The organism is Streptomyces olindensis, assembly GCF_040645895.1.
In the GTDB taxonomy this organism is placed as follows: domain Bacteria; phylum Actinomycetota; class Actinomycetes; order Streptomycetales; family Streptomycetaceae; genus Streptomyces; species Streptomyces olindensis.
In genome coordinates this window covers 14,312-39,451 of record NZ_JBEYZD010000059.1, presented here as the reverse complement: position 1 = coordinate 39,451, position 25,140 = coordinate 14,312, and the positions used below count along the sequence as shown (strand labels likewise).

The 25,140-nt window shown below is 71.3% G+C and carries 22 protein-coding genes; 14 read left to right on the top strand and 8 right to left on the bottom strand.

What is annotated here, in order from left to right; translation table 11 throughout:
* Positions 1 to 118: 118 nt before the first annotated feature.
* The 7 genes from rsmA (at position 119) to ABZ948_RS30260 (ending at position 9,954) form a co-directional block, all read left to right on the top strand.
* Positions 119 to 1,006: a 16S rRNA (adenine(1518)-N(6)/adenine(1519)-N(6))-dimethyltransferase RsmA gene (gene rsmA, locus ABZ948_RS30290; protein ID WP_359764830.1), complete on the top strand. Its 888-nt coding sequence runs from the start codon at positions 119 to 121 to the stop codon at positions 1,004 to 1,006.
* The gene (locus ABZ948_RS30285) at positions 1,003 to 1,902 is read left to right on the top strand and encodes a 4-(cytidine 5'-diphospho)-2-C-methyl-D-erythritol kinase (RefSeq protein WP_359764828.1); all 900 of its coding nucleotides are present in this window, start codon (positions 1,003 to 1,005) and stop codon (positions 1,900 to 1,902) included. Before rsmA ends, ABZ948_RS30285 begins: the two co-directional genes overlap by 4 nt.
* A 68-nt stretch (positions 1,903 to 1,970) precedes the next feature.
* Positions 1,971 to 3,212, top strand: a complete 1,242-nt coding sequence (locus ABZ948_RS30280) for a HEAT repeat domain-containing protein (RefSeq protein WP_359764827.1) — start codon at positions 1,971 to 1,973, stop codon at positions 3,210 to 3,212.
* 71 nt (positions 3,213 to 3,283) lie between these two features.
* Complete coding sequence (locus ABZ948_RS30275; protein ID WP_359764825.1) at positions 3,284 to 5,095, top strand: ABC-F family ATP-binding cassette domain-containing protein; 1,812 nt, start codon at positions 3,284 to 3,286, stop codon at positions 5,093 to 5,095.
* Between the two features lie 193 nt (positions 5,096 to 5,288).
* Complete coding sequence (locus tag ABZ948_RS30270; RefSeq protein WP_359764824.1) at positions 5,289 to 7,106, top strand: outer membrane protein assembly factor BamB family protein; 1,818 nt, start codon at positions 5,289 to 5,291, stop codon at positions 7,104 to 7,106.
* Positions 7,107 to 7,179: 73 nt separating this feature from the next.
* On the top strand, positions 7,180 to 9,033 hold the full coding sequence (locus ABZ948_RS30265; RefSeq protein WP_359764822.1) for an outer membrane protein assembly factor BamB family protein: 1,854 nt from the start codon (positions 7,180 to 7,182) through the stop codon (positions 9,031 to 9,033).
* Between the two features lie 240 nt (positions 9,034 to 9,273).
* A complete protein-coding gene (locus ABZ948_RS30260) occupies positions 9,274 to 9,954 on the top strand; it encodes a helix-turn-helix transcriptional regulator (RefSeq protein WP_078650658.1) in 681 nt (226 codons plus the stop codon).
* A gap of 310 nt (positions 9,955 to 10,264) precedes the next feature.
* Here ABZ948_RS30260 and ABZ948_RS30255 read toward each other — a convergent pair whose 3' ends face one another.
* Positions 10,265 to 10,582 (bottom strand): hypothetical protein, encoded by a 318-nt coding sequence (locus tag ABZ948_RS30255; protein ID WP_031117908.1) that lies wholly within the window; start codon positions 10,580 to 10,582, stop codon positions 10,265 to 10,267.
* 20 nt (positions 10,583 to 10,602) lie between these two features.
* Positions 10,603 to 12,282 carry a sodium:solute symporter family protein gene (locus tag ABZ948_RS30250; RefSeq protein WP_359764819.1) on the bottom strand — a complete coding sequence of 560 codons (1,680 nt, stop codon included), beginning with the start codon at positions 12,280 to 12,282 and terminating at the stop codon, positions 10,603 to 10,605.
* A gap of 164 nt (positions 12,283 to 12,446) precedes the next feature.
* On the opposite strand from ABZ948_RS30250, the gene galT reads away from it, so the two are divergent.
* From galT to galK, 3 genes are read left to right on the top strand one after another with little or no spacing between them, the layout of a single operon-like run.
* Positions 12,447 to 13,508, top strand: coding sequence for a galactose-1-phosphate uridylyltransferase (gene galT, locus ABZ948_RS30245; RefSeq protein ID WP_359764817.1), 1,062 nt, complete (start codon positions 12,447 to 12,449; stop codon positions 13,506 to 13,508).
* Positions 13,505 to 14,467 (top strand): UDP-glucose 4-epimerase GalE, encoded by a 963-nt coding sequence (gene galE / locus ABZ948_RS30240; protein ID WP_359764815.1) that lies wholly within the window; start codon positions 13,505 to 13,507, stop codon positions 14,465 to 14,467. Before galT ends, galE begins: the two co-directional genes overlap by 4 nt.
* Positions 14,468 to 14,495: 28 nt before the next feature.
* Positions 14,496 to 15,659, top strand: a complete 1,164-nt coding sequence (galK, locus tag ABZ948_RS30235) for a galactokinase (protein WP_359764813.1) — start codon at positions 14,496 to 14,498, stop codon at positions 15,657 to 15,659.
* A gap of 39 nt (positions 15,660 to 15,698) precedes the next feature.
* Here galK and ABZ948_RS30230 read toward each other — a convergent pair whose 3' ends face one another.
* Positions 15,699 to 16,145, bottom strand: coding sequence for a GNAT family N-acetyltransferase (locus ABZ948_RS30230; RefSeq protein WP_359764811.1), 447 nt, complete (start codon positions 16,143 to 16,145; stop codon positions 15,699 to 15,701).
* Positions 16,146 to 16,463: 318 nt separating this feature from the next.
* On the opposite strand from ABZ948_RS30230, the gene ABZ948_RS30225 reads away from it, so the two are divergent.
* Positions 16,464 to 17,231 (top strand): LuxR C-terminal-related transcriptional regulator, encoded by a 768-nt coding sequence (locus ABZ948_RS30225; protein WP_031117914.1) that lies wholly within the window; start codon positions 16,464 to 16,466, stop codon positions 17,229 to 17,231.
* On the opposite strand, the gene tamR is transcribed toward ABZ948_RS30225, so the two are convergent.
* Positions 17,190 to 17,687, bottom strand: coding sequence for a MarR family transcriptional regulator TamR (gene tamR, locus ABZ948_RS30220; protein ID WP_031117915.1), 498 nt, complete (start codon positions 17,685 to 17,687; stop codon positions 17,190 to 17,192). The two genes, ABZ948_RS30225 and tamR, sit on opposite strands and share 42 nt — an antisense overlap.
* Before the next feature lie 128 nt (positions 17,688 to 17,815).
* On the opposite strand from tamR, the gene ABZ948_RS30215 reads away from it, so the two are divergent.
* Entirely contained in the window at positions 17,816 to 18,637 is an 822-nt protein-coding gene (locus ABZ948_RS30215) for a trans-aconitate 2-methyltransferase (RefSeq protein WP_359764808.1), read from the top strand.
* A complete protein-coding gene (locus tag ABZ948_RS30210) occupies positions 18,634 to 18,993 on the top strand; it encodes a VOC family protein (protein ID WP_359764806.1) in 360 nt (119 codons plus the stop codon). Before ABZ948_RS30215 ends, ABZ948_RS30210 begins: the two co-directional genes overlap by 4 nt.
* Here ABZ948_RS30210 and ABZ948_RS30205 read toward each other — a convergent pair.
* The gene (locus tag ABZ948_RS30205; RefSeq protein WP_031117917.1) at positions 18,990 to 19,667 is read right to left on the bottom strand and encodes a TetR/AcrR family transcriptional regulator; all 678 of its coding nucleotides are present in this window, start codon (positions 19,665 to 19,667) and stop codon (positions 18,990 to 18,992) included. The two genes, ABZ948_RS30210 and ABZ948_RS30205, sit on opposite strands and share 4 nt — an antisense overlap.
* Positions 19,664 to 20,683, bottom strand: coding sequence for an acyl-CoA desaturase (locus ABZ948_RS30200; protein WP_359764804.1), 1,020 nt, complete (start codon positions 20,681 to 20,683; stop codon positions 19,664 to 19,666). Before ABZ948_RS30200 ends, ABZ948_RS30205 begins: the two co-directional genes overlap by 4 nt.
* Before the next feature lie 294 nt (positions 20,684 to 20,977).
* On the opposite strand from ABZ948_RS30200, the gene ppc reads away from it, so the two are divergent.
* Entirely contained in the window at positions 20,978 to 23,710 is a 2,733-nt protein-coding gene (ppc, locus tag ABZ948_RS30195) for a phosphoenolpyruvate carboxylase (RefSeq protein ID WP_359764802.1), read from the top strand.
* Positions 23,711 to 23,775: 65 nt separating this feature from the next.
* On the opposite strand, the gene ABZ948_RS30190 is transcribed toward ppc, so the two are convergent.
* Together ABZ948_RS30190 and ABZ948_RS30185 are read right to left on the bottom strand one after the other, a co-directional pair.
* A complete protein-coding gene (locus tag ABZ948_RS30190; protein ID WP_359764800.1) occupies positions 23,776 to 24,462 on the bottom strand; it encodes an LPXTG cell wall anchor domain-containing protein in 687 nt (228 codons plus the stop codon).
* 137 nt (positions 24,463 to 24,599) lie between these two features.
* Complete coding sequence (locus ABZ948_RS30185; RefSeq protein ID WP_389626652.1) at positions 24,600 to 25,109, bottom strand: hypothetical protein; 510 nt, start codon at positions 25,107 to 25,109, stop codon at positions 24,600 to 24,602.
* Positions 25,110 to 25,140 lie beyond the last annotated feature (31 nt).

Here is a 25,140-nt window from a genome sequence, read left to right as displayed (position 1 = left end):
CGGCCGGTCGCACGGGCGGGCGGTGGCACGGGTAGGCCGGTGGCACGGGCGGGCCGGTGGCACGGGCAGGCCGACCGCTCGGGCGGGCGCGAAGGAAACCCCCCGTACCCTTGTCCCCGTGACCAGCCCCGCCCCCGACGCCCTCCTCGGCCCCGCCGACATCCGCGAACTCGCGGCCGCCCTCGGCGTACGCCCCACCAAGCAACGCGGACAGAACTTCGTGATCGACGCGAACACGGTCCGCCGGATCGTCCGCACCGCGCAGGTCCGGCCCGACGACGTCGTCGTCGAGGTCGGCCCGGGGCTCGGGTCGCTCACCCTCGCGCTGCTGGAGGTCGCCGAGCGGGTCACCGCCGTGGAGATCGACGAGGTGCTCGCCGCCGCACTGCCCGCGACCATCACGGCCCGCATGCCCGAGCGCGCCGACCGGTTCGCCCTCGTCCACTCCGACGCGATGCACGTCACCGAGCTGCCGGGCCCCGCCCCGACCGCGCTGGTCGCCAACCTCCCGTACAACGTGGCCGTCCCGGTCCTGCTGCACATGCTCGAGACCTTCCCGACCATCGAGCGCACGCTCGTCATGGTCCAGTCGGAGGTCGCCGACCGGCTCGCCGCCGCCCCCGGCTCGAAGGTCTACGGCGTCCCCTCGGTCAAGGCCAACTGGTACGCCGAGGTCAAGCGCGCCGGCGCCATCGGCCGGAACGTGTTCTGGCCGGCGCCCAACGTCGACAGCGGCCTGGTCTCCCTGGTCCGCCGCAGTGAGCCGCTGAAGACGACGGCCTCGAAGCGCGAGGTGTTCGCCGTCGTCGACGCCGCCTTCGCCCAGCGCCGCAAGACGCTGCGGGCCGCGCTCGCCGGCTGGGCCGGCTCCGCCGCCGCCGCCGAGGAGGCACTCGTCGCCGCCGGTGTCTCGCCGCAGGCCCGGGGCGAGTCGCTGACCGTGGAAGAGTTCGCGCGTATCGCCGAGCACAAGGCGAACCAGCACGAGGAGAAGGAGCCCGCGTGAGCGTCACGGTCCGCGTCCCCGCCAAGGTCAACGTCCAGCTGGCGGTCGGCGCCGCCCGGCCCGACGGCTTCCACGACCTGGCCAACGTCTTCCTCGCGGTCGGCCTCTACGACGAGATCACCGTCACCCCGGCCGAGGAACTCCGCGTCACCTGCGAGGGCCCCGACGCCGACCAGGTCCCCCTGGACCGCACGAACCTCGCGGCGCGCGCGGCGATCGCGCTGGCCGAGCGGTACGGCCGCAGCCCCGACGTGCACCTCCACATCGCCAAGGACATCCCCGTCGCCGGCGGCATGGCGGGCGGCAGCGCCGACGGCGCCGGCGCCCTGGTGGCCTGCGACGCGCTGTGGGAGACCGGCGCCCCCCGCGAGGAACTCCTGGAGATCTGCGCCGAACTGGGCAGCGACGTGCCGTTCAGCCTCGTCGGCGGCGCGGCCCTCGGCATCGGGCGGGGCGAGCGGCTGACGCCCCTGGAGGTCGGCGGCACCTTCCACTGGGTGTTCGCCATGGCCGGCCGGGGCCTGTCCACCCCGGCGGTCTTCCGGGAGTTCGACCGGCTCGGCGAGGGCACCGACATCCCCGAGCCCGTCGCCTCCCAGGAACTCCTCGCCGCCCTCGCCAAGGGCGACCCGGACGCGCTCGCCGCCGCCGTCTCCAACGACCTGCAGCCCGCCGCCCTGTCCCTCTTCCCGGAACTCGCCGGCACCCTGGCCACCGGCCGGGCCGCGGGCGCCCTCGCCGCCCTCGTCTCCGGCTCCGGCCCGACCACGGCGTTCCTCGTCCGCGACCCCGAGTCGGCGGCCGCGGTGGCGCAGGCCCTGGTCGCCTCCGGCACGTGCCGCACCGTTCGGACGGCGTCGGGGCCCGCGCCCGGGGCGACGGTGGCCGGGCGTTAATCACGTGCGGCGGCCGGTCACCGGCGCTTAGGCTCCCCGGGTTCCCAGGGACCTTGGAGGGCGCGGGCGTGCAGGCACTGGTCACGGCGGTACGGCGGGGGGACGCGGACGAGGTCCGGGCCCTGCTGGAATCCGGAGCCGACCCCGAGACCCCCGACGACGGCCTGCCGGTCCTGTGCCGGGCGGTCGCGGCCTACGACGAGGCCGTGACAGAGGCGCTGCTGGAGGGCGGCGCCGACCCACTGCGCCGCCTGCCCGACGGCACCACCCCGCTGCTGCGGGCGGTGGACGGCGGATCACACCTGCTGACCCTCACGCTCGCCACCCACCGGATCCCCGTCCCCGCCCCGGCGCGCGAGGAGATGCTGGCCCGCGCCCGGTCCTGGGTGGAGACCGGCGTGGAGGCGGAGCTGCGGCGCCGCACCGGCCTGACCGGACCGGTCGAGCGGGTCCGGGTCGAGGACGCCGAGATCGGCTGGTGGTGCGAGCAGCTCACCCTCGGCGGGCTGACCGTGCGCGACGAGCACCGGGCCGTCCTCACCTCCCTGGAGGTCCGCTACGGCATCCGCACGCCCTTCGACGAACTCGTCGAGCGGGCCCTGGCCCACCCCGACCGGGACCACGTCGTCTGGTCCGACGTGGTCTTCACGCTCGGCCGCCGCCTCGACGAGGAGACCTGGCAGTGGACCAGGGACCTGCTCAACCACCCGGACCGGCTGTACCGCCTGCTCGCCGCCGAGGTCCTGCTGTTCCTGATCCTCGGAGACGCCTTCCGGGGGAAGGACCCCTTCTGGGAGCGGGGCAGGGAACTGGTGCCCTGGGCCAAGCAGGAGCAGGACCCGGAGGTGCTGGCGGCCCTCCTCAACGCCATGACCCACGACAGTGACCCGGAGATCGAGGCCGTCGGCCTGTCCTTCCTCACCCACCCGGATCCGAGGGTGCGCGCCCTGGTGCCGGACGCCGTGGAGCGGTCGGAGGACGGCCGGTCCCAGGTCCGCCCCGAGAGCCTCACCGCCGTGCTCACCCTGGCCCGCGACGAGCACCCCGACGTCCGCGAGGCGGCGTGCCGCTGGCTCGGGCACTACAAGGGGCGCGAGCCCGAAGTGGGGGACGCGCTGGTCGCCCTCACCCACGACGAGCGGCAGCCCATCCGCATCTGCGCCGTGTCCGGACTGGCCTACCGCGACGATCCGCGCTGCGTGGCGGCCGAGGACCGGATCGGCCCCCTCGACCCGGAGCTGCCGTTCGACCACCGGCTGATGGACGTGTCGCGGTACCGGCAGCGCCGGGAGGCCGCCGCCCGCTCCTGAACACCCCGGCCGGAGCACCCCGCCGCCCGACTACCCTGGAGGGTCGATCCATCCCCCTCGTCAGGAGCGAAATGGCCGTCAACCTGGTCAATGTCGAGAACGTCAGCAAGGTGTACGGCACCCGCGCCCTGCTCGACGGCATCTCCCTCGGCGTCTCCGAGGGGGACCGCATCGGCGTCGTCGGCCGCAACGGCGACGGCAAGACCACGCTGATCCGGATGCTCGCCAAGCAGGAGGACGCCGACACCGGGCGCGTCACCCACTCCGGCGGCCTGCGCCTCGGCGTGCTCACCCAGCACGACTCCCTCGACCCCGCGGCGACCGTGCGGCACGAGGTCATCGGCGACATGGCCGACCACGAGTGGGCGGGCGACGCCAAGGTCAGGGACGTCCTGACCGGCCTGTTCGGCGGCCTGGACCTGCCGGGCTTCCCCAAGGGGCTCGACACCGTCATCGGCCCGCTGTCCGGCGGTGAGCGCCGCCGTATCGCGCTGGCCAAGCTGCTCATCGAGGAGCAGGACCTGCTCGTCCTGGACGAGCCCACCAACCACCTCGACGTCGAGGGCATCGCCTGGCTCGCCCGGCACCTGCAGAACCGCCGCTCGGCGCTGGTGTGCGTCACCCACGACCGCTGGTTCCTCGACCAGGTGTGCACCCGCATGTGGGACGTCCAGCGCGGCACGGTCTACGAGTACGAGGGCGGCTACTCCGACTACGTCTTCGCCCGGGCCGAGCGCGAGCGCATCGCCGCGACCGAGGAGGCCAAGCGGCAGAACCTCGTCCGCAAGGAGCTGGCCTGGCTGCGCCGCGGGGCGCCGGCCCGGACGTCCAAGCCGCGCTTCCGCGTGGAGGCAGCCAACGAGCTCATCGCCGACGTGCCGCCGCCCCGGGACAGCAGCGAGCTGATGAAGTTCGCCTCCACCCGGCTCGGCAAGACCGTGTTCGACCTGGAGGACATCACCGTCCAGGCGGGCCCCAAGGTCCTCCTCAAGCACGTCACCTGGCAGCTCGGCCCCGGCGACCGGATCGGCCTCGTCGGCGTCAACGGCGCCGGCAAGACGTCCCTGCTGCGGGCCATGGCCGAGGCCGCCCGGACCGACGGCGACGCCCAGCCCGCCGGCGGCCGCGTCCGCGTAGGCAAGACCGTCAAGCTGGCCTACCTCTCCCAGGAGGTCGCCGAACTCGACCCGGCCACGCGGGTGCTGGAGGCCGTGCAGCAGGTGCGCGAGCGCGTCGACCTCGGCAAGGGACGCGAGATGACCGCCGGGCAGCTGTGCGAGACGTTCGGCTTCGGCAAGGAGAAGCAGTGGACGCCCGTCGGTGACCTGTCCGGCGGTGAGCGCCGCAGGCTCCAGCTGCTGCGCCTGCTCATGGACGAGCCCAACGTCCTCTTCCTCGACGAGCCCACCAACGACCTCGACATCGAGACGCTGACCCAGCTGGAGGACGTCCTCGACGGCTGGCCCGGCTCGATGATCGTCATCTCCCACGACCGGTTCTTCATCGAGCGCACCACCGACCGGGTGTTCGCCCTGCTCGGCGACGGCGCCCTGCGGATGCTGCCGCGCGGCATCGACGAGTACCTGGAGCGCAGGCAGCGCATGGAGGAGGCCGCGGCCGCCTCGGCCCCCGCCGCCGCGCAGCAGCAGTCCGCCGCCCCGGAGAAGAGCGCCGCCGACCAGCGCGCCGCCAAGAAGGAGCTGCAGAAGATCGAGCGGCAGCTCGACAAGGTCTCCGACCGGGAGACCAAGCTGCACGCCCAAATCGCCGAGAACGCCACGGACTTCGCGAAGGTTGCCGAACTGGACGCGGAGCTGCGGGAGTTGGCCGGTCAGCGCGAGGAGCTGGAGCTGCGCTGGCTGGAACTCGCCGAGGACGCGTGAAGGGTGCGTGAAGGCGCATAACAACGGCATCACGGGCCGGTCCTCCCTTGGGAACAGGGGATGACACGGCCCGGTGTGCTGTCGGTACCGGGTGATAGAAAGAGCCGTCTGAGAACTTTATGAAACGACTCTGAGCCCATCGCGAACCTCAGGGCGTGGCTAGAAATCAGTGATCGAACGGGGGGAGCGACTGATGACTCAGCCGCCCAGTCAGCCACCGCACGGTGGTTTCGGAGCACCGCAGGACCAGCCGCCGCAGGGCGGAGGTCACGGAGCACCGCAGACCCCGCCACCGCCCCAGGGCCCGCCCCAGACGCCACCGCCCCCGCAGGGCCCGCCGCAGCCCGGGTACGGCTACCCCCAGCAGCCCCCGCAGCAGCCCGGACCGTACGGCCAGCCCGGACCGTACAACCCCGGCTCCTACGGCCAGCCCCAGCAGCCGGGTCCCTACGGTCAGCCGCAGCAGCCGGGTCCGTACGGCCAGCCGCAGCAGCCGGGCGCGTACGGCCAGCCCGCCTACGGCTACCCGCCGCAGCCGCAGTACCCCGGCGCGCCCGGCACCCCGCCCCCGGGCGGCTCCCGCAACCCCTTCAAGGGCAAGCCGGCCCTCGTCATCGGCGCGGCCGTCGCCGCGCTGCTCGTGGTCGGCGGCACGGTGTGGGCGGTCACCGACTCCGACTCCGGCGAGGGGCAGAAGAAGCCGGTCGCCCGGACCAGCGACGACGCGAAGCCGGACGCCTCCGCACCGGCCAACCCCGGTGACGGCAGCGGCGACGGCGGCGAGGACCCGGAGAACCTCAACGAGGGCCGCCGGGCCGGCGAGGCCAGGGTCCTCTGGTACAAGGAGGCGCCCGACGCGCCCGGCTCCGGCGCCGAGGCCCCCGGCATGTGGATCACCGGCAAGACGGCGGTGAAGGCGGCGTACAAGCAACTCCTCGCCTACGACGTCGGTGACGGCAAGCCGGCCTGGGACGCCCTCACCTTCCCCCACAAGATCTGCGCGACCACCCCGCAGCAGACGTCCGACGGCAAGATCGTCGTCGCGTACATGAGCGGCAGCAGCAGCCGCGCCAAGTGCAACCAGCTGCAGGAGATCGACCTCGACACGGGCGAGAAGGGCTGGACGCAGAAGGTCGCCGACGGCGCCCTGTTCGACTCCACGCTCTCCGTCGAACTGTCCATCACCGGCAAGACGCTGATGGTGGGCCGCTCCCAGTCCGGCACGGCGTACGACGTGACCAACGGCGACAAGCTCTTCGACAAGAAGCGCTACGGCAACGCCTGCTTCCCCGCCGCGTTCGCCGGCGGCGAGAAGCTCATCGCCGTCTCCTCCTGTGGTGCCGGCACCGACAAGGAGCACGACGAGGTGCAGGAGCTCGACCCGCGCACCGGCAAGGTGAAGTGGACCCAGCCGTTCGACAAGGGCTGGCGGGTCGCGCGCACCTACTCGGTCAGCCCGCTGGTCATCTACAGCACCAACGAGGACAAGAAGGCCTGGAACATCTCCACCTTCACCTCCGGCGGGAAGTTCCGCTCGCAGGTCGGCTTCGACGAGGACTTCGCCCCCGAGTGCGGCTGGGCCATCCTCGAGCGCGACCTCACGGGCTGCCAGGGCGTCGCCGTCGACGACACCACGCTCTACCTGCCGACCGAGGCGACCACCGGCGCCAACGAGATCGTCGCGGTCGACCTCGCGAACGGCAAGGAGAAGTGGCGCGTGAAGTCCCCTGCCGACGAGTCGATGCTGCCGATGAAGACCGAGGGCGGAAAGCTCATCGCCTACGTGCAGCCGTCGTACGACGCGGGCGGCCGGATCGTGTCCATCCCGACCGGCGGCGGCAGCCACAAGCCGGTCACACTGCTGCAGAACCCGCAGGGTGCCGCGGACATCGAGGACAGCTTCTTCTCGAAGGACGTCGACTGGGTCGACGGGCGCTTCTACATCTCGACCACCCGGCTGAGCGGAAACGACGACTCCAAGGAGAAGTTGATGCTCGCGTACGGCAAGTGACGCCGCAGCCTCCTTCTCCTTCGGATCCCCTTCCGCTCGCGCCGCCCGTCCCCTTCCCCGAGGTACTCACGTCATGACCCAGCCGCCGCCTCCGCCGCCCCAGCAGCCCCCGCAGCAGGGCGGCTTCGGACCGCCCCCCGGCCAGCCCCCGCAGTCGCCCCCGCCCGCGCCGCCCCAGCCTCAGCCCCAGCCGGGCTACGGCTATCCGCAGGGCGCGCCGCAGGCACCCCAGCCGCCGCAGGCACCCCAGCCGCCGCAGGCACCCCAGCCGCCGCAGGCACCTCAGCCGCCGCAGGCACCTCAGCCGCCGCAGGCCCCGCCCGGTTACGGCTACCCCGGTCAGCAGCCGGGCCAGTACGGACAACCGCCGCAGGCGCCCTACGGCCAGCCGGGATACGGGCAGCCCGGGTACGGGCAGCAGCCCGGCTACGGCTACCCGCAGCAGACCATGCCGCTCCAGCCGCAGCCCGGACAGCCGGGCGGCGGGGGCAAGTTCAACGCGCAGCTGGCCATCATCGTCGCCGCGGTCGTGGCGATCGCCCTGATCATCGGCGGCGGAGTCTGGTACGCCAACTCCGGCAAGGACGACGGCAAGAAGGACGACACGGCCGGCTCCAGCGGCGGTACCGGAGGCTCGGGCGACAACAAGGGCGGCACCACCTCCGGCAAGGAGAAGGCACCGGCGGACCCCAGCGCCCGCGTCCTCTTCCAGGTCCCGGCGCCCGCGGTGAAGAACGACAGCACGGTCGTCGTCTCCGGCTCGTGGCTCACCGACAAGGCGTACGTCAAGAGCGGCGTCGCCCAGGTCGTCGGCTACGACCGCGACAAGGGCGGCGAGCTGTGGAAGATCCCGCTGCCCGGCCCGGTCTGCCAGGCCAGCCGCCACGTCACCGACGACGGCAAGACGGCGATCCTCTACCAGCCCGCGATGCCGACGAAGGCGGACCCGTCGCACGGGTGCAGCCAGATCGCGGTGATCGACCTCGACGCGGGCAAGAAGCTGTGGACCAAGACGGTCAAGACCGGTGACGATCTGATCAACTTCGACAACGTCACGGTCAGCGGAAAGACGGTCGCCGTCGGCAGCACCAGCGGCGGCGCCGCCTTCGACGTCTCCGGGAAGCTCCTGTGGAGCCCGAAGCCGACCGACACCTGCTACGACGCCGGGTACGGCGGCGGCGAGAAGCTCGTCGCGGTGCGCAAGTGCGGCACGTACGACCAGCGGCAGCTGCACATCCAGACCATCGACCCGAAGTCCGGGAAGGTGATCTCGGAGTACAAGATGGCCGAGGGCATCGAGTACGCGAGCATCGTGTCGACCAACCCGCTGGTCGTGGCCGCCGACGTCGGCGACTCCGCGGGCGACGGCAGCGGCATCTCCGACTTCTTCTCCATCGACAACAAGACCGGCAAGCTGCGCACGCGCATCTCCGCGCCGGGCGAGCAGTTCGCGGCGCGCTGCGAGGGCATCACGCGCATCGAGTACTGCAACCTGCTGGCCGTCGGCAACGACCGGCTGTACCTGCCGACCGAGGAGCACGACGGCACCGGCGAGTACAGCCAGACCAACGAGATCGTCGCCTTCGACCTCGCCACCGGCAAGCAGACCGGGCAGCGCGCCGACGCCGGGGACGGCTACACGATCTCGCCGCTGCGGATGGACGGCGGCAACCTGATCGCGTACAAGCGGCCGCCGTACGACAAGGGCGGACAGATCGTCAGCATCGACGGGGGCAGCTTCAAGCAGACGAAGCTGCTGGAGAACCCCGCCTCGGACCAGGTGCGGGACGTGGAGACCAGCATGTCGCCGGAGTACTCCGAGTTCCTCTACGGCGACGGGCAGCTCTACATGTCCAAGGTGTACGCGAGCAACCGGTCCGCAGGCCGTGACAAGGAGTACCTCGCGGTCGGCTTCGGTACGAGCTGATCATCCGGTGACCGGTTCTTGATCGACCGGTGGCCGGTGCGGCCCCGTCCCTGTTCAGGGGCGGGGCCGTTCGCGTTTGGCTCAGTCAACCTCGAATGAGAGGAATTTCGGCGATCCGGGGCGATTCTCGCGGGTAGGGGGAGCGCAACGTCGAACAAGCGTGTAGCTTCCGGGGGCATGAAGGCGGGGGAGCCGGGGGGCTTCCATTTGGGGGGACCGGGGTGACTGGGGGGTTGCTCGATGGGAGTGCGGCTCATGGTGGTCGACGACCACCGACTGCTGGCGGAGGCGTTGGCCTCGGCGTTGAAACTGCGGGGGCACCGGGTGCTGGCCGCGGCGGCGCCGGCGGCGGGGGCGGCGGAGCTGGTGATCACGCGGGCGCCGGAGGTGTGCCTGCTGGGGACGGCCACGCCGGCGGAGCCGGGGATCTTCGACCCGGTGGTGAGGATCAAGCGGGAGCGGCCGCAGGTGGCGGTGCTGGTGCTGGGCCCGGTCCCCAGCCCGCGCGGCATCGCGGCGGCGTTCGCGGCGGGTGCCTCGGGCTACGTCCGGCACGATGAGCGCATAGAGGGTGTCGAGCGGGCCATCATGAAGGCGCGGGCGGGGGAGGCGGCGGTGGCGCCGCAACTGCTGCAGGGGGCGTTCAGCGAGTTGCTCAACCCGGCGGCCCAACCGGACGACGAGGGCCAGCGGTTGCTGTCCATGCTCACCCCCCGGGAGGTGGAGGTCCTGGTCCGCGTCGCGGACGGCGAGGACACCCGCCTGATCGCGGCGGGCATGGGCATCGCCCCCTCGACGGCCCGCACCCACGTCCAACGGGTCCTCATGAAACTGGGCGTCGGCTCCCGCCTGGAAGCAGCGGCCCTGGCGGCCCGAACGGGGTTGCTGGACCGGGCGGGGCCGGTGTCGCGAGAGCCGTGAGCCGCGGTGCGCGTCTTCGCCTGGCGCCGGGTGGTGGGTCGGGGCCGCGCCGGGGGGTGTCCGTCCTCGGAACGGCGCGATGGACCCACTTACCGACTGACTGGCGTTGACGCGCCAACCGCTGCGGGCGGACACCCCCCGACACGTCCCCTTCCGTGGTCCGGCGGCTGCGGGTGCGTCGTGGCTGCCCTAGCTGCGGGCATGCGTGCCGCTAGGGGCGGCACCCGTCCCAAAGAAGCGGCACTCCGCTGCGCCGGGCTGCGTACCCACCCGGCCCCCGCACCCACGCCGAGCACCGCACAACCCCGGGTTACTCCACCCGCTCGTCCCCCTCCGGCTCCAGTCCCGGCGGTGGTGGAGCCACCGGCCGCAGCTTGAGCCACACCAGGAAGAACAGACCCAGCGCGAGCATCCCCAACCCGGTCCACAGGTTGATGTTCACGCCCTCCGCCTTGTCGATGTCGGCGTCGGACGCCGTGAAGCCCGCGATCGTGACGATGACGCCGTAGACCACGAACAGCCCGCCGATGATCCGCCGGATGTCGAACAGCCGCGCAGCGGTCGCCGACTTGCCCTGCAGCTCGGTGACTTCCCGCTGCACGTCCTTCTCGGAGTAGAACTCGGACATGTTCCGTCAACCTCCACGCGTCAGAACGAGAACGGGATGTAGCAGGCCGCGGCCAGCACGACCGCGCCCCAGCCCAGCAGCGCCGGCTTGCGGTACCACGCCTCGTCACCCGGCGCCGGCGGCTCCGCCATGCCGGGCGAGGTCGTGCCGTACACCAGCCCCTGCAGTTCCTCCACCGGCTTCGGCGCGGTGAACAGCGAGACGGCCACCATGACCACCGCGCCCGCGACGAACCCCGCGATCGCCGAGACGAAGTTCGCCCCCTGGTCGGAGGGGATGTCGACGATGTCCTGCTTGTAGAGGACGAAGTAGTTGACCATCGCGGCCGTGGTGCCGGCGATGAGCCCCCAGAAGCCCGACTTCATGGACGCCCGCTTCCAGAACATGCCGATGATGAAGACCACGAACATCGGCACGTTGAAGAAGGAGAACAGGGTCTGGAGGTAGCTCATGATGTTGGAGAAGGACGACGCCAGGAACGCCGTGCCGATGGAGGCGAGCACGCCGATCGCGGTGATCAGGCGGCCGAAGCGCACGTAGTAGTCGTCCTCGCGGTCCTTCACGACGTACTTCGCCCAGATGTCCGTCGTGAACACGGTGTTGAACGATGACACGTTGGCCGCCATGCCCGCCATGAACGCCGCCAGCAGACCCGTCACGGCGATGCCGAGCACACCGTTGGGCAGGAGCTGTTCCATCAGGTAGGGGATCGCGTCGTTGTACTGCAGGTCGGAGCCGGCCGTGCCGATCTTCGGCACCAGGGCCGCGGCGACCAGGCCCGGGATCATCACCAGGAACACGATGAAGATCTTCGGGAACGCGGCGATCAGCGGGGTGCGCTGGGCCGCCGAGAGGTTCTTCGCGGACAGCGCGCGCTGCACCTCGGCGAAGTTCGTCGTCCAGTAGCCGAAGGAGAGCACGAAGCCGAGGCCGAGGACGATGGTCAGCCAGTTCGCGCCCAGCGGGTTGTCGCTGCCGATGCCGGTGCCGCCCCAGGAGGTCATGAAGTCGCCGCCGTGCTGCGCGGTGAGCTTGTCGGACAGCCCGTCCCAGCCGCCGACCGACTTCAGGCCGAGCACGGTGATGGGGATGAGCGCGGCGAGGATCACGAAGAACTGCAGGACCTCGTTGTAGATCGCCGAGGACAGACCGCCGAGTGTGATGTACGCCAGGACGAAGAAGCCGGCGACCACGATCGCCACCCACTGGGGCCAGCCCAGCAGCGCCTCGACGACGATGGCGAGGGCGTAGAGGTTGACACCGGCGATGAGGATCGCGGCGAAGGCGAAGAGGACCGAGCTGAGCAGGTGCGCCGCCTTGTCGAAGCGCAGCAGCAGGAACTCGGGGACCGAGCGCACCTTGGAGCCGTAGTAGAAGGGCATCATCACCAGGCCGAGGAAGACCATGGCGGGGATGGCGCCGATCCAGTACCAGTGGGTGGTGTAGACGCCGTACTGCGCGCTGTTGGCGGCCATGCCCAGGATCTCGGTGGCGCCCAGGTTGGCCGCGATGAACGCGAGACCGGTGACCCAGGCGGGCAGGGAACGGCCGGAGAGGAAGAAGTCGAGGCTGGTCTTCACCGAACGTCTGGCGGCGAAGCCGATGCCGAGGACGACGACGAAGTAGATGCCGAGGATCGTGTAGTCGAGCCAGTTCGTGGGGAGTCGTAGCTCGGCTGCCAGATATGTGGGGGTATGCACTAGCCCTCGCTTAGGTGCGTGAACTGATACCTCGCGGAATCTACGCCTCCGTGTTCAGTGATTGAACACTTCCGGTGATGCTCTTTGTTGGATTGTGATGTTGACGATTGAGAAGGGTGGTGTTTTGATATGTTCGGTTATGTTTGAAGGATGAGGAGTCCGGCGTGAAGAAGACCTCGACCCGGCTGGCCGACGGTCGCGAGCTCATCTACTACGACCTGCGCGACGACAGCGTGCGCGGCGCGGCCGACCGCCGCCCGCTGGACCGCACCGTCACCACGTCCGAGATCCGCCGCGACCCCCTGCTCGGCGACAGTGTCGCCGTCGCCTCGCACCGCCAGGGCCGCACCTACCACCCCCCGGCCGACGAGTGCCCCCTGTGCCCCTCCGAGGGTGACCGGCTGAGCGAGATCCCGGACTCCTCGTACGACGTCGTCGTCTTCGAGAACCGCTTCCCCTCGCTCGCCGGCGACTCCGGCCGCTGCGAGGTCGTCTGCTTCACCTCCGACCACAACGCGTCCTTCGCGAGCCTCACCGAGGAGCAGGCCGGCCTCGTGCTGGAGGCGTGGACGGACCGTACGTCCGAGCTGTCCCATCTTCCCTCCGTCGAGCAGGTGTTCTGCTTCGAGAACCGGGGCGCCGAGATCGGCGTGACGCTCCAGCACCCGCACGGCCAGATCTACGCCTACCCCTTCACCACCCCGCGCACCGCCCTGATGCTCCGCTCGGTCGCGGCCCACAAGGAGATGACGGGCGGGGAGAACCTCTTCGACGCCGTCCTGGAGGGGGAACTCGCCGGTGAGCGGGTCGTCCTGGAGAGTGAACACTGGGTGGCCTTCGTGCCGTACGCGGCGCACTGGCCGTACGAGGTCCACCTGTACCCCAGGCGCCGCGTCCCCGACCTGCTCGGCCTGGACGAGGAGGCGCGCACAGAGTTCCCCAAGGTTTACCTGGAACTCTTGAGGCGCTTCGACCGGATCTTCGGTGAGAACGAGCCGCCGACGCCGTACATCGCGGCCTGGCACCAGGCCCCGTTCGGCGCGCTGGAGGAGTTCGACGGGGTCGTGCGCGAGGACTTCGCGCTCCACCTCGAGCTTTTCACCATCCGCCGCACTTCCGGCAAGCTGAAGTTTCTCGCGGGTTCCGAGTCCGGCATGAACGTGTTCATCAACGACGTGCCGCCGGAGCGCGCGGCCGAGCGACTGCGAGAGGTAGCGAGTTCATGAGCGGGAAGTACCTGGTGACGGGCGGCGCGGGCTACGTCGGCAGCGTGGTCGCCCAGCACCTGCTGGAGGCCGGTCACGAGGTCGTCGTCCTGGACAACCTCTCCACGGGCTTCCGCGAGGGCGTCCCGGCGGGTGCCGCCTTCATCGAGGGCGACATCCGCGACGCGGCCAAGTGGCTGGACTCCTCCTTCGACGGCGTCCTGCACTTCGCGGCGTTCTCGCAGGTCGGCGAGTCGGTCGTGAAGCCGGAGAAGTACTGGGACAACAACGTCGGCGGCACCATGGCCCTGCTGGCCGCGATGCGCGAGGCGGGCGTCCGCAAGCTGGTCTTCTCCTCGACGGCCGCCACGTACGGCGAACCGGAGCAGGTCCCGATCGTCGAGTCGGCCCCCACCTCCCCGACCAACCCCTACGGCGCCTCGAAGCTCGCGGTCGACCACATGATCACGGGCGAGGCGGCCGCTCACGGCCTCGGCGCGGTCTCGCTGCGCTACTTCAACGTGGCCGGGGCGTACGGCGAGCACGGCGAGCGCCACGACCCCGAGTCCCACCTGATCCCCCTGGTCCTCCAGGTCGCGCAGGGCCGCCGGGACGCGATCTCCGTCTTCGGCGACGACTACCCGACGCCGGACGGCACCTGCGTCCGCGACTACATCCACGTCGCGGACCTGGCGGAGGCCCACCTGCTGGCCCTGGAGGCCGCCGCCCCCGGCGAGCACCTGATCTGCAACCTCGGCAACGGCAACGGCTTCTCCGTCCGCGAGGTCATCGAGACGGTCCGCCGCGTGACGGGCCACCCGATCCCCGAGGTCGTGGCCCCGCGCCGGGGCGGCGACCCGGCGGTCCTGGTGGCGTCGGCCGCCACGGCCCGCGAGAAGCTGGGCTGGAACCCGTCCCGCGCGGACCTCGCGGGAATCGTCGCCGACGCGTGGGACTTCGCGCAGCGGCGCGGCAACTAGTACGTACGGAAGGGTCAGGGGTCAGGGCATGAGCGAGGCTGTTGCCGAGAAGGTCGCCGAGCGGTTCGCGCAGCTGTACGGAGCCGCGCCGCAGGGCGTGTGGGCGGCGCCGGGCCGCGTCAACCTCATCGGCGAGCACACGGACTACAACGACGGCTTCGTCATGCCGTTCGCCCTCCCGCACACGGCGGTGGCGGCGGTGTCACCCCGCGAGGACGGCGTCCTGCGCCTGCACTCGGCGGACGTGCAGGGCGGGGTCACCGAACTCCGCCTGGACGACCTGGCGCCCGAGACGGACAAGAACTGGACGGCGTACCCGGCGGGCGTGGTGTGGGCGCTGCGCGAGGCCGGCCACGCGGTGACGGGCGCGGACGTCCACCTTGCCTCCACGGTCCCGTCCGGCGCGGGCCTGTCCTCGTCGGCGGCGCTGGAGGTCGTGGTCGCGCTCGCCCTGAACGACCTGTTCTCCCTGGGCCTCAAGGGCTGGCAGCTGGCCCGCCTGTGCCAGCGCGCGGAGAACGTCTACGTCGGCGCCCCGGTCGGCATCATGGACCAGACGGCGTCGGCGTGCTGCGAGGCGGGCCACGCGCTGTTCCTCGACACGCGCGACCTCTCGCAGCAGCAGATCCCCTTCGACCTGGCGGCCGAGGGCATGCGCCTCCTCGTGGTCGACACGCAGGTCAAGCACTCCCACAGCGAGGGCGAGTACGGCAAGCGCCGCGCGGGCTGCGAGAAGGGCGCCGCCCTGCTGGGCGTCGACGCCCTGCGGGACGTCCCCTACGCCGACCTGGACGCGGCCCTGGCCCGCCTCGGCGACGACGAGGAGGTCCGCCGCCTGGTCCGCCACATCGTCACGGAGAACGAACGCGTGGAGCGGGTGGTGGCGCTGCTGGAGTCGGGGCAGACCCGCGCGATCGGCCCGGTCCTGGTCGAGGGCCACGCCTCCCTGCGCGACGACTTCCGCATCTCCTGCCCCGAACTGGACCTGACCGTCGACACGGCCCTCGCCTCCGGCGCCCTGGGCGCCCGCATGACCGGCGGCGGCTTCGGCGGCTCGGCGATCGTCCTGGCGGAGGAGGCGGACGTGGACGCCATCACCAAGGCGGTGACGGAGGCCTTCACGGCAGCGGGCTTCACCACGCCCCGGGTCTTCGAGGCGGTGCCCTCGGCGGGGGCACGCCGGGTGCGCTGAGGCGACGGCGCCCTCACTCCGGGAGAGCGAGGGCGCGCCTCACCCCAGCCGCTTCGTCAGCAGGTACTCCGTGATCCCCGGCGGATAGTCCGGCACCGCGCACGCCACCTCGTACCCCTGCTTCTCGTAGAAGCGGGGGGCCTGGAAGTCCCAGGTCTCCAGGCGGGACGCGCGGCAGCCGTGCCGGGTGACCGCGAGGTGTTCCGCCCGCGCGAGCAGCCGGGCTCCCAGGCCCCGGCCCCGGTGGCGGTCGTCCACCCACAGGTACGTGACGTGCAGCCAGGTCGCCCAGGTGTAGCCCACCAGTCCGCCGGCCAGGTCGCCGTCCGCGTCGTTCACAGCCCACACGTGCAACGGCACGTCCCGTTCGTCCGGTGTTCCGCGCAGGGCACGCAGGATCGGAGAGGCGGCTGTGTTCGCGTCCCGCAGGCGTGAGCGGAGCAGATCACGTCGGGCTTTGTCGACTTCTGTCTCAAGACGGAACATGCGGCACACCATAAACGCGCCGGACTGTCAGTTCTGCAAATAACCTTCCGCTCCGGGCCCCCGCCCGTACCCTGATGAACAGCACCGGTGGGGGCCGGTGCCGATCAGGGGGCGAGACAGCCGGGTACGACGCCCGGGGTGGGGGTAGCGGTTCCTGCACGGCGGCGGCCGTGCGGCTGCGGCGACCCGGCCAGGCTGCGGCACAGGACGGACGGACAGCCGCAGCGGTTCCGGACACTCCGGCGTCGTACCCGCGCGGTGTCGTCTGCCGACGATGGGGTATCCCCTGCTCTTCAGGAGCCTGGGGAAGGGGGTTACGTGGTTCGCATCCGAGTCCTGGTCGTCGACGACCATCGCATCTTCGCCGAGTCACTCGCCGCGGCCCTGGCCGCCGAGCCGGACGTCGACGTCTCCGCGGCCGGCAGCGGCCCGGCCGCGCTGCGCAGTCTGGAGCGGGCGGTCGCCGAGGGGCGCCGCTTCGACGTGCTGCTCGTCGACGCCGACCTGGGCGGCAAGGTGCCGGGCGCCCGGCCGGCCGTACCCGTGCAGGAGGGCAACGAGGACGGGCTCGTCGACGGGATCTCCCTCGTCACGGGCGTGCGCTCGGCGCAGCCGAACGTACGGATCGTCGTGCTCGCCGAGAAGGACGACCCGCGGCGGGCGGCGCTCGCCCTGCAGGCCGGGGCCTCCGGCTGGGTCGCCAAGGACTGCTCGCTGTCCCGGCTGCTCACCGTCATCCGGGGCGTGCTGCGGGACGAGACCCATCTGCCGCCCGCCCTGCTGACCGGCGTCCTGCGCGAGCTGACCGCCGCCCGCAAGCACCGCACCGAGAGCGAGCGGCTCGTGGAGTCCCTCACTCCGCGTGAGCGGGAGGTGCTGCGGTGCATGGTGGCGGGGCTGGGGCGCAAGGCCGTCGCCGAGCGCCTGTACCTGTCGCCGCACACCGTGCGGACGCATATGCAGAACGTCCTCGGCAAGCTGGGTGTCCACTCGACCCTCGCCGCCGTCGCCCTGGCCCGCCGGGCCGGGGTCGGGCCCGTCGACCTAGCCGGGGATGTTGTCGAACGGGGCGGTCAGCTGGCGTAGCAGCGCCGCCAGCTCGCTGCGCTGGGCGCGGGAGAGCTCCGCGAGGATCGCGCGCTCCTGGTCGAGCAGACCGGCCAGGGCCTGGTCCGCGCGGTCCCGGCCCTCGACCGTCAGCCGGACCAGCACGCCCCGGCGGTCACTGGGGTCGGGGAGGCGTTCCACCAGGCCCTTCTTGGCCAGGCGGTCGATGCGGTTCGTCATCGTGCCCGATGTGACCAGGGTCTGGGTGAGGAGCTGTCCGGGCGAGAGCTGGTACGGCGTGCCCGCGCGGCGCAGGGCCGTCAGGACGTCGAACTCCCACGGCTCCAGGCCGTGCTCCGAGAAGGCCAGGCGACGGGCCCGGTCCAGATGCCGGGCCAGTCTGCTCACGCGGCTGAGCACCTCGAGCGGTTCCACGTCGAGGTCCGGGCGCTCCCGGCGCCATGCTGCGACCAGCCGGTCGACCTCGTCCTCCATGACGATCAGTGTAGTGGTTGTGTCGACGTAGAGTCTCTTGACGTCCATTATCTTGACATCGAGATACTGTCGGAGTCGCGCTGAGTAGGCGTCCCGTACGGCCGCCATGAAGGACACCAGGAGAGCCCATGCCCGCAGCCGCCCCCACCTGGGACCCCGCCCAGTACCTGCGCCACGCCGGCCACCGCGCCCGTCCCTTCGTGGACCTCCTCGCCCGCGTCCCCGACCTGCCCGACGACCCCCCTCGCGTCGCCGACCTCGGCTGCGGCCCCGGCAACGTCACCACGCTGCTCGCCCGCCGCTGGCCCACCGCCAGGATCACCGGCTACGACAGCTCGACCGAGATGCTCGACAAGGCCCACGTGGAGCACGAGGGGCCCACCCCGGGCGGCGGGCACCTGGACTTCGCCCACGCCGACGCACGCACCTGGACGCCCGCGGAGCCCCACGACCTGATCTTCAGCAACGCCACCCTCCAGTGGGTGCCGGGGCACGTGGAGCGGTTCGGCGACTGGGTGGCCGCGCTGAAACCCGGCGGCACCCTCGCCTTCCAGGTGCCCGGGAACTTCGAGGCCCCCAGCCACCGGCTCATGCGCGACCTCGCCGGCTCACCGCGCTGGCGGGGCCGCCTCGCCGACACCCTGCGCCACGCCGACGCCGTCCTCACCCCCGAGGCCTACCTGGAGCACCTCACAGGCCTCGGCTGCGCGGCCGACGCGTGGGAGACGACGTACATCCACCTCCTCCAGGGTGAGGACCCGGTGCTCGACTGGGTGAAGGGGACCGGCCTGCGGCCCGTGCTGACCGCGCTCGCCGACGACCCCGAGGCCCGGGAGGACTTCCTCGCCGAGTACCGGGCGGCCCTGCGCACGGCCTATCCGGCGGGCCCGCACGGCACACCGTTCCCGTTCCGCCGGGTGTTCGCCGTGGCGCGCAAGGAGAACGGATGATCACCGCCGTCGACCACGTCCAGCTCGCCGCCCCGCCCGGGAGCGAGGAGCTGCTGCGGGCGTACTACGCCGGTGTCCTCGGGATGACGGAGGTGCCGAAGCCGCCCGGGCTCGCCCGCCGGGGCGGGTGCTGGTTCCGGGCGGGCTCCGTACGACTCCACCTCGGGATCGAGGAGGACTTCCAGGCGGCCGGGAAGGCCCACCCCGGGCTGCGGGTGACCGGCATCGACGCCTACGCCGCCCGGCTGGAGTCCCACGGGGTCTCCCTCACCTGGGACGCGTCCCTGCCGGGCCACAGGCGCTTCTACGCGCGTGACCCGGTCGGCAACCGGCTGGAGTTCCTCGAACCCCTCTAGGCCTTGCGGCGCCCTATCAGGTGGGGCCTGGCCTCCAGGCCGTCCAGGCCGTGCCACGCCAGGTTCACCAGGTGCGCGGCCACCTCGGCCTTCTTCGGCTTGCGCACGTCCAGCCACCACTGGCCGGTCAGGGCGACCATGCCGACCAGGGCCTGGGCGTACAGCGGGGCCAGCTTGGGGTCGAAGCCGCGGCTCTTGAACTCGCGGCCCAGGATGTCCTCCACCTGCGTGGCGATGTCCGAGATCAGCGAGGCGAAGGACCCGGTGGACTGGGGGATCGGGGAGTCGCGGACCAGGATGCGGAACCCGTCCGTGTACTCCTCGATGTAGTCCAGCAGGGCGAAGGCCGCCTGCTCGCACAGCTCCCGGGGGTGACCGGCCGTGAGGGAGCTGGTCACCATGTCCAGCAGACGGCGCATCTCACGGTCCACGACGACCGCGTACAGCCCTTCCTTGCCGCCGAAGTGCTCGTACACCACCGGCTTGGAGACCCCGGCCTTCGCCGCGATCTCCTCCACCGACGTGCCCTCGAAACCTTTCGCCGCGAAGAGCGTGCGACCGATCTCCAGCAGCTGCTGGCGGCGTTCGGCACCGGTCATCCGGGTGCGACGCGCTCGCCGCGGCTTGTCGTTGCTGGGGGTGCTGCTCGAGTCGGTCGCCACAGCGACCATCATGCCGCCTCGACGGGCTCCTTCCCGCGCGGGGAGCCGCCTTCCCCGGTGTTACGGCGCGAATCGATACGCGAGCGTGACGGCCAGCGCACGTCGTACGCCCAGCCCGCCATCTCGAACCAGCGGATCAGCCGGGCGGAGGAGTCCAGCTGGCCGCGCATCACACCGTGCCGCGCGGACGTCGGGTCCGCGTGGTGCAGGTTGTGCCACGACTCGCCGCAGGACAGGATCGCCAGCCACCACACGTTGCCCGAGCGGTCACGCGACTTGAAGGGGCGCTTGCCGACCGCGTGGCAGATCGAGTTGATCGACCAGGTCACGTGGTGCAGCAGGGCCACCCGGACGAGCGAGCCCCAGAAGAACGCCGTGAACGCGCCCCACCAGGACATCGTGACCAGACCGCCGATCAGCGCCGGCAGCGCCAGCGACACCACCGTCCACAGGACGAACTGGCGGGAGATGGTGCGGAGCGTCTTGTCCTTGATCAGGTCCGGGGCGTACTTCTCCTGCGGCGTCTGCTCCTCATCGAACATCCATCCGATGTGGGCCCACCACAGGCCCTTCATCAGCGCCGGAAGCGTCTCGCCGAACCGCCACGGCGAATGCGGGTCGCCCTCCGCGTCGGAGAACTTGTGGTGCTTGCGGTGGTCCGCCACCCAGCGCACCAGCGGCCCCTCGACCGCCATCGACCCCGCGATCGCCAGCGCGATCTTCAGCGGCCGCTTCGCCTTGAAGGAACCGTGCGTGAAATGCCGGTGAAAACCGATCGTGATGCCGTGGCACCCGAGGAAGTAGAAGAACACCAGCAAACCGAGGTCCAGCCAGCTCACGCCCCAGCCCCAGGCCAGCGGCACGGCCGCCAGCAGCGCGAGGAACGGGACGGTGATGAAGAGGAGGAGGGCGATCTGCTCGATGGACCGCTTCTGTTCGCCGCCCAGCGTCGCTGAGGCCGCTGCGGCGTCGGTGGCCTGACCGGGCGCCTTCGGGGCGTCCTCGATCACGTCGGAACTACTGGTCATACGCGTCCCCTGGGGGGTATGTGGATGGAGAAGGGGTGGCCGGGCGACGGAACCGTGCGATGGTTCCTACGGTTCCGTAACCTACGGCTTCGTAAGTATGGCAGTGCGTCGCCCGGCGGCAAGAGCCCGCGACCCTGCGCGTCCCGGCCGACACCTATCCTGGAGTCGGTCGGACAGCGCGGTCCGCTCTGATTTCTTCCCGGATGTCCGGACCGTATGCGGCGCCCCGCCGCGCGAGACGCCGTCCGGGTACCCCCTCCCAGACGAGCTTCAACACTGCAAGGAGCCGCACCTGTGAGCAGTGCCGACGACCAGACCACGACGACGAGCAGTGAGCTGCGTGCCGACATCCGCCGCCTGGGCGACCTCCTCGGGGAGACCCTCGTCCGGCAGGAGGGCCCCGAGCTGCTGGACCTCGTCGAGAAGGTCCGCCGCCTCACCCGAGAGGACGGCGAGGCCGCCGCCGAGCTGCTGCGCGGCACCGAACTCGACACCGCGGCCAAGCTGGTCCGCGCCTTCTCCACCTACTTCCACCTCGCCAACGTCACCGAGCAGGTCCACCGCGGCCGCGAGCTGCGCGCCCGCCGCGCCGCCGAGGGCGGACTCCTCGCCCGCACGGCCGACCGGCTCAAGGACGCCGACCCCGAACACCTGCGCGAGACGGTCCGCAACCTCAACGTCCGCCCCGTGTTCACGGCCCACCCCACCGAGGCCGCCCGCCGCTCCGTCCTGAACAAGCTCCGGCGCATCGCCGCGCTCCTGGAGACCCCGGTCATCGAATCCGACCGCCGCCGCCTCGACACCCGCCTGGCCGAGAACATCGACCTCGTCTGGCAGACCGACGAACTCCGCGTCGTCCGCCCCGAACCCGCCGACGAGGCCCGCAACGCCATCTACTACCTCGACGAACTCCACGCGGGCGCCGTCGGCGACGTCCTCGAGGACCTCACCGCCGAGCTGGAGCGGGCCGGCGTCAAGCTCCCCGACGACACCCGCCCCCTCACCTTCGGCACCTGGATCGGCGGCGACCGCGACGGCAACCCCAACGTCACCCCCCAGGTGACCTGGGACGTCCTCATCCTCCAGCACGAGCACGGCATCAACGACGCCCTGGAGACCATCGACGAACTCCGCGGCTTCCTCTCCAACTCCATCCGCTACGCCGGCGCCACCGAGGAACTCCTCACCTCCCTCCACGCCGACCTGGAGAACCTCCCCGAGATCAGCCCCCGCTACAAGCGCCTCAACGCCGAGGAGCCCTACCGGCTCAAGGCCACCTGCATCCGGCAGAAGCTGGAGAACACCAAGCAGCGCCTCGCCAAGGGCACCCCCCACGAGCCCGGCCGCGACTACCTCGGCACCAGCCAGCTCCTCGACGACCTGCGCCTCATCCAGACCTCGCTGCGCGAGCACCGCGGCGGCCTCTTCGCCGACGGCCGCCTCGCCCGCACCATCCGCACCCTCGCCGCCTTCGGCCTCCAGCTCGCCACCATGGACGTCCGCGAACACGCCGACGCCCACCACCACGCCCTCGGGCAGCTCTTCGACCGGCTCGGCGAGGAATCCTGGCGCTACGCCGACATGCCCCGCGACTACCGCGCCAAGCTCCTCGCCAAGGAACTCAGGTCCCGGCGGCCCCTCGCCCCCACTCCGGCCCCCGTCGACGCCCCCGGCGAGAAGACCCTCGGCGTCTTCCACACCGTCAAGCGCGCCCTGGAGGTCTTCGGACCCGAGGTCATCGAGTCCTACATCATCTCCATGTGCCAGGGCGCCGACGACGTCTTCGCCGCCGCCGTCCTCGCCCGCGAAGCCGGACTCCTCGACCTCCACGCCGGCTGGGCCAAGATCGGCATCGTCCCCCTGCTGGAGACCACCGACGAGCTCAAGGCCGCCGACACCATCCTCGAGGACATGCTCTCCGACCCGTCCTACCGGCGCCTCGTCGCGCTCCGGGGCGACGTCCAGGAGGTCATGCTCGGCTACTCCGACTCCTCCAAGTTCGGCGGCATCACCACCAGTCAGTGGGAGATCCACCGCGCCCAGCGCCGCCTGCGCGACGTCGCCCACCGCTACGGCGTCCGCCTGCGCCTCTTCCACGGCCGCGGCGGCACCGTCGGCCGCGGCGGCGGCCCCACCCACGACGCCATCCTCGCCCAGCCCTGGGGCACCCTCGAAGGCGAGATCAAGGTCACCGAACAGGGCGAGGTCATCTCCGACAAGTACCTCATCCCGTCCCTGGCCCGGGAGAACCTGGAGCTGACGGTGGCCGCGACGTTGCAGGCCTCCGCCCTGCACACCGCGCCCCGCCAGTCCACCGAGGCCCTCGCCCGCTGGGACGCCGCGATGGACGTCGTCTCCGACGCCGCCCACGCCGCCTACCGCCGCCTCGTCGAGGACCCCGACCTGCCGACGTACTTCCTCGCGTCGACGCCGGTGGACCAGCTCGCCGACCTGCACCTGGGCTCCCGGCCCTCCCGCCGCCCCGGCTCCGGCGTCTCACTCGACGGCCTGCGCGCCATCCCCTGGGTATTCGGCTGGACCCAGTCCCGGCAGATCGTCCCCGGCTGGTTCGGCGTCGGCTCCGGCCTCAAGGCCCTGCGCGAGGCCGGCCTCGACACCGTCCTCGACGAGATGCACGAGCAGTGGCACTTCTTCCGCAACTTCATCTCCAACGTCGAGATGACCCTCGCCAAGACCGACCTGCGGATCGCCCAGCACTACGTCGACACCCTCGTCCCCGACGAACTCAAGCACGTCTTCGACACCATCAAGGCCGAACACGAACTCACCGTCGCCGAGGTCCTCCGCGTCACCGGCGAGAACGAACTGCTGGACGCCGCACCCGTCCTCAAGCAGACCTTCGCCATCCGCGACGCCTACCTCGACCCCATCTCCTACCTCCAGGTCGCCCTCCTCAAGCGGCAGCGCGACGCCGCCGCCGCCGGCGAACAGGCCGACCCGCTCCTCGCCCGCGCCCTGCTCCTCACCGTCAACGGCGTGGCAGCCGGCCTGCGCAACACCGGCTGACCCCCCGCCCGACACGACCGTGCCCCCGAGCCCGTACAGGCTCGGGGGCACGGTCCTCTCCCACGTCAGCCGCGCCGCGCACTCCGGCGACGGAACACCAGCAACCCGCCCGCCGCGAGCAGCACCGCCGCCACACCCGACAGCAGACCCACCGGGGCCCCGCTGCCCGTCTCGGCGAGATCACCACCCGCCACACCCTGCGGCGACGGCGACGACGACGGCTCACCGCCACCCGCCGACGACCCCGGGGACGCCGACGCGCCCGGCTCACCCGACGGCGCCCCGGACACCCCGGACGACGGCGACGCCGACGCCGACCCGGACGGCGTCCCACCGCCCGGCTCCTCGTCCTCGCAGTCCGTCCAGAACACCTTGTGCTTCGCCGCGCCCTTCTCACCGTCGAAGTTCCAGAACAGCTTGTAGTGCCCGTCGGGCAGCGACAGGTCCTCGCTCCGGCCATGACCCTGACCGTCCAGCGTCAGCGCGCCGGACTTCACCGTCTCCCCCTTGTTCGCACTCGGGGGAATGGCATCGATGTGCCAGTCGACCTGCTGACCACCGTCGAAACCGAAGGCGTCCAGGTAGAACACGCACACGTGCGGCTCGTTGCGACGCAGCTCCTCACCCGTCGAGGCGTCATGGATCTTGACCGTGCCGTTGTCACCGGGAGGAGAGGCCTGAGCGGCCGGAGCGAGCACGAGGACCGCGGAAGCGGCAGCGCAGACAGCGCCGAAACGCATGAGGGTTCGCATCGAGAGTCGTCCATCTTCGAGAAGTGACCGGGAAGATGTGGAGGGGGCGGCTCAGCTTCCAGCCTCGCCCGGCAGCACGTCAATCACGAACGCACAACGCTCGGCCCCTCCACAGACCTGGAGAACGCCGCAACCCCTCAGACGGTCACGAAAGCAGCCGTCAGCAGACCCACACCCGCCAACGCCAGCACCCACGCCGCCCGCGTCCGCAGCAGACCACCCGCCACCACCACCGACGCCAGCAACAGCGCACCACCCAGCGGAATCCACGCGTACAGGACCCCCGCAGGACCCGAACGCACCGCGTCATCACTGTTCGGCTTCACGACCACCGTGTAGGTCCGGCCCTTCTCCACCGCGACCGACTTCTCCAGCTCGACCCTCGCCCGCGGCTGCGCACCCTCCGACAACGGCGTGAACCGGCCCCAGCACATCTCGGACCCACACCGCGCCACCTCGACCGTGCCGCGCTCCCGGCCCTTCGTCAGCATCACGTGCTGCGCCGTACCCCACGACGCCCACACACCCGCGATCAGAATCAGCACCGCCACCGCGCCCATCGCCGCGAACCGCCCCCACCGCAACACGGCGACCGAGACCTGACGAGAGGACGTGGCAGTGGCAGTGGCAGGCATGGCCGGGATCATTGGCCATGCCTGAACGACCCGTCAACCTCAC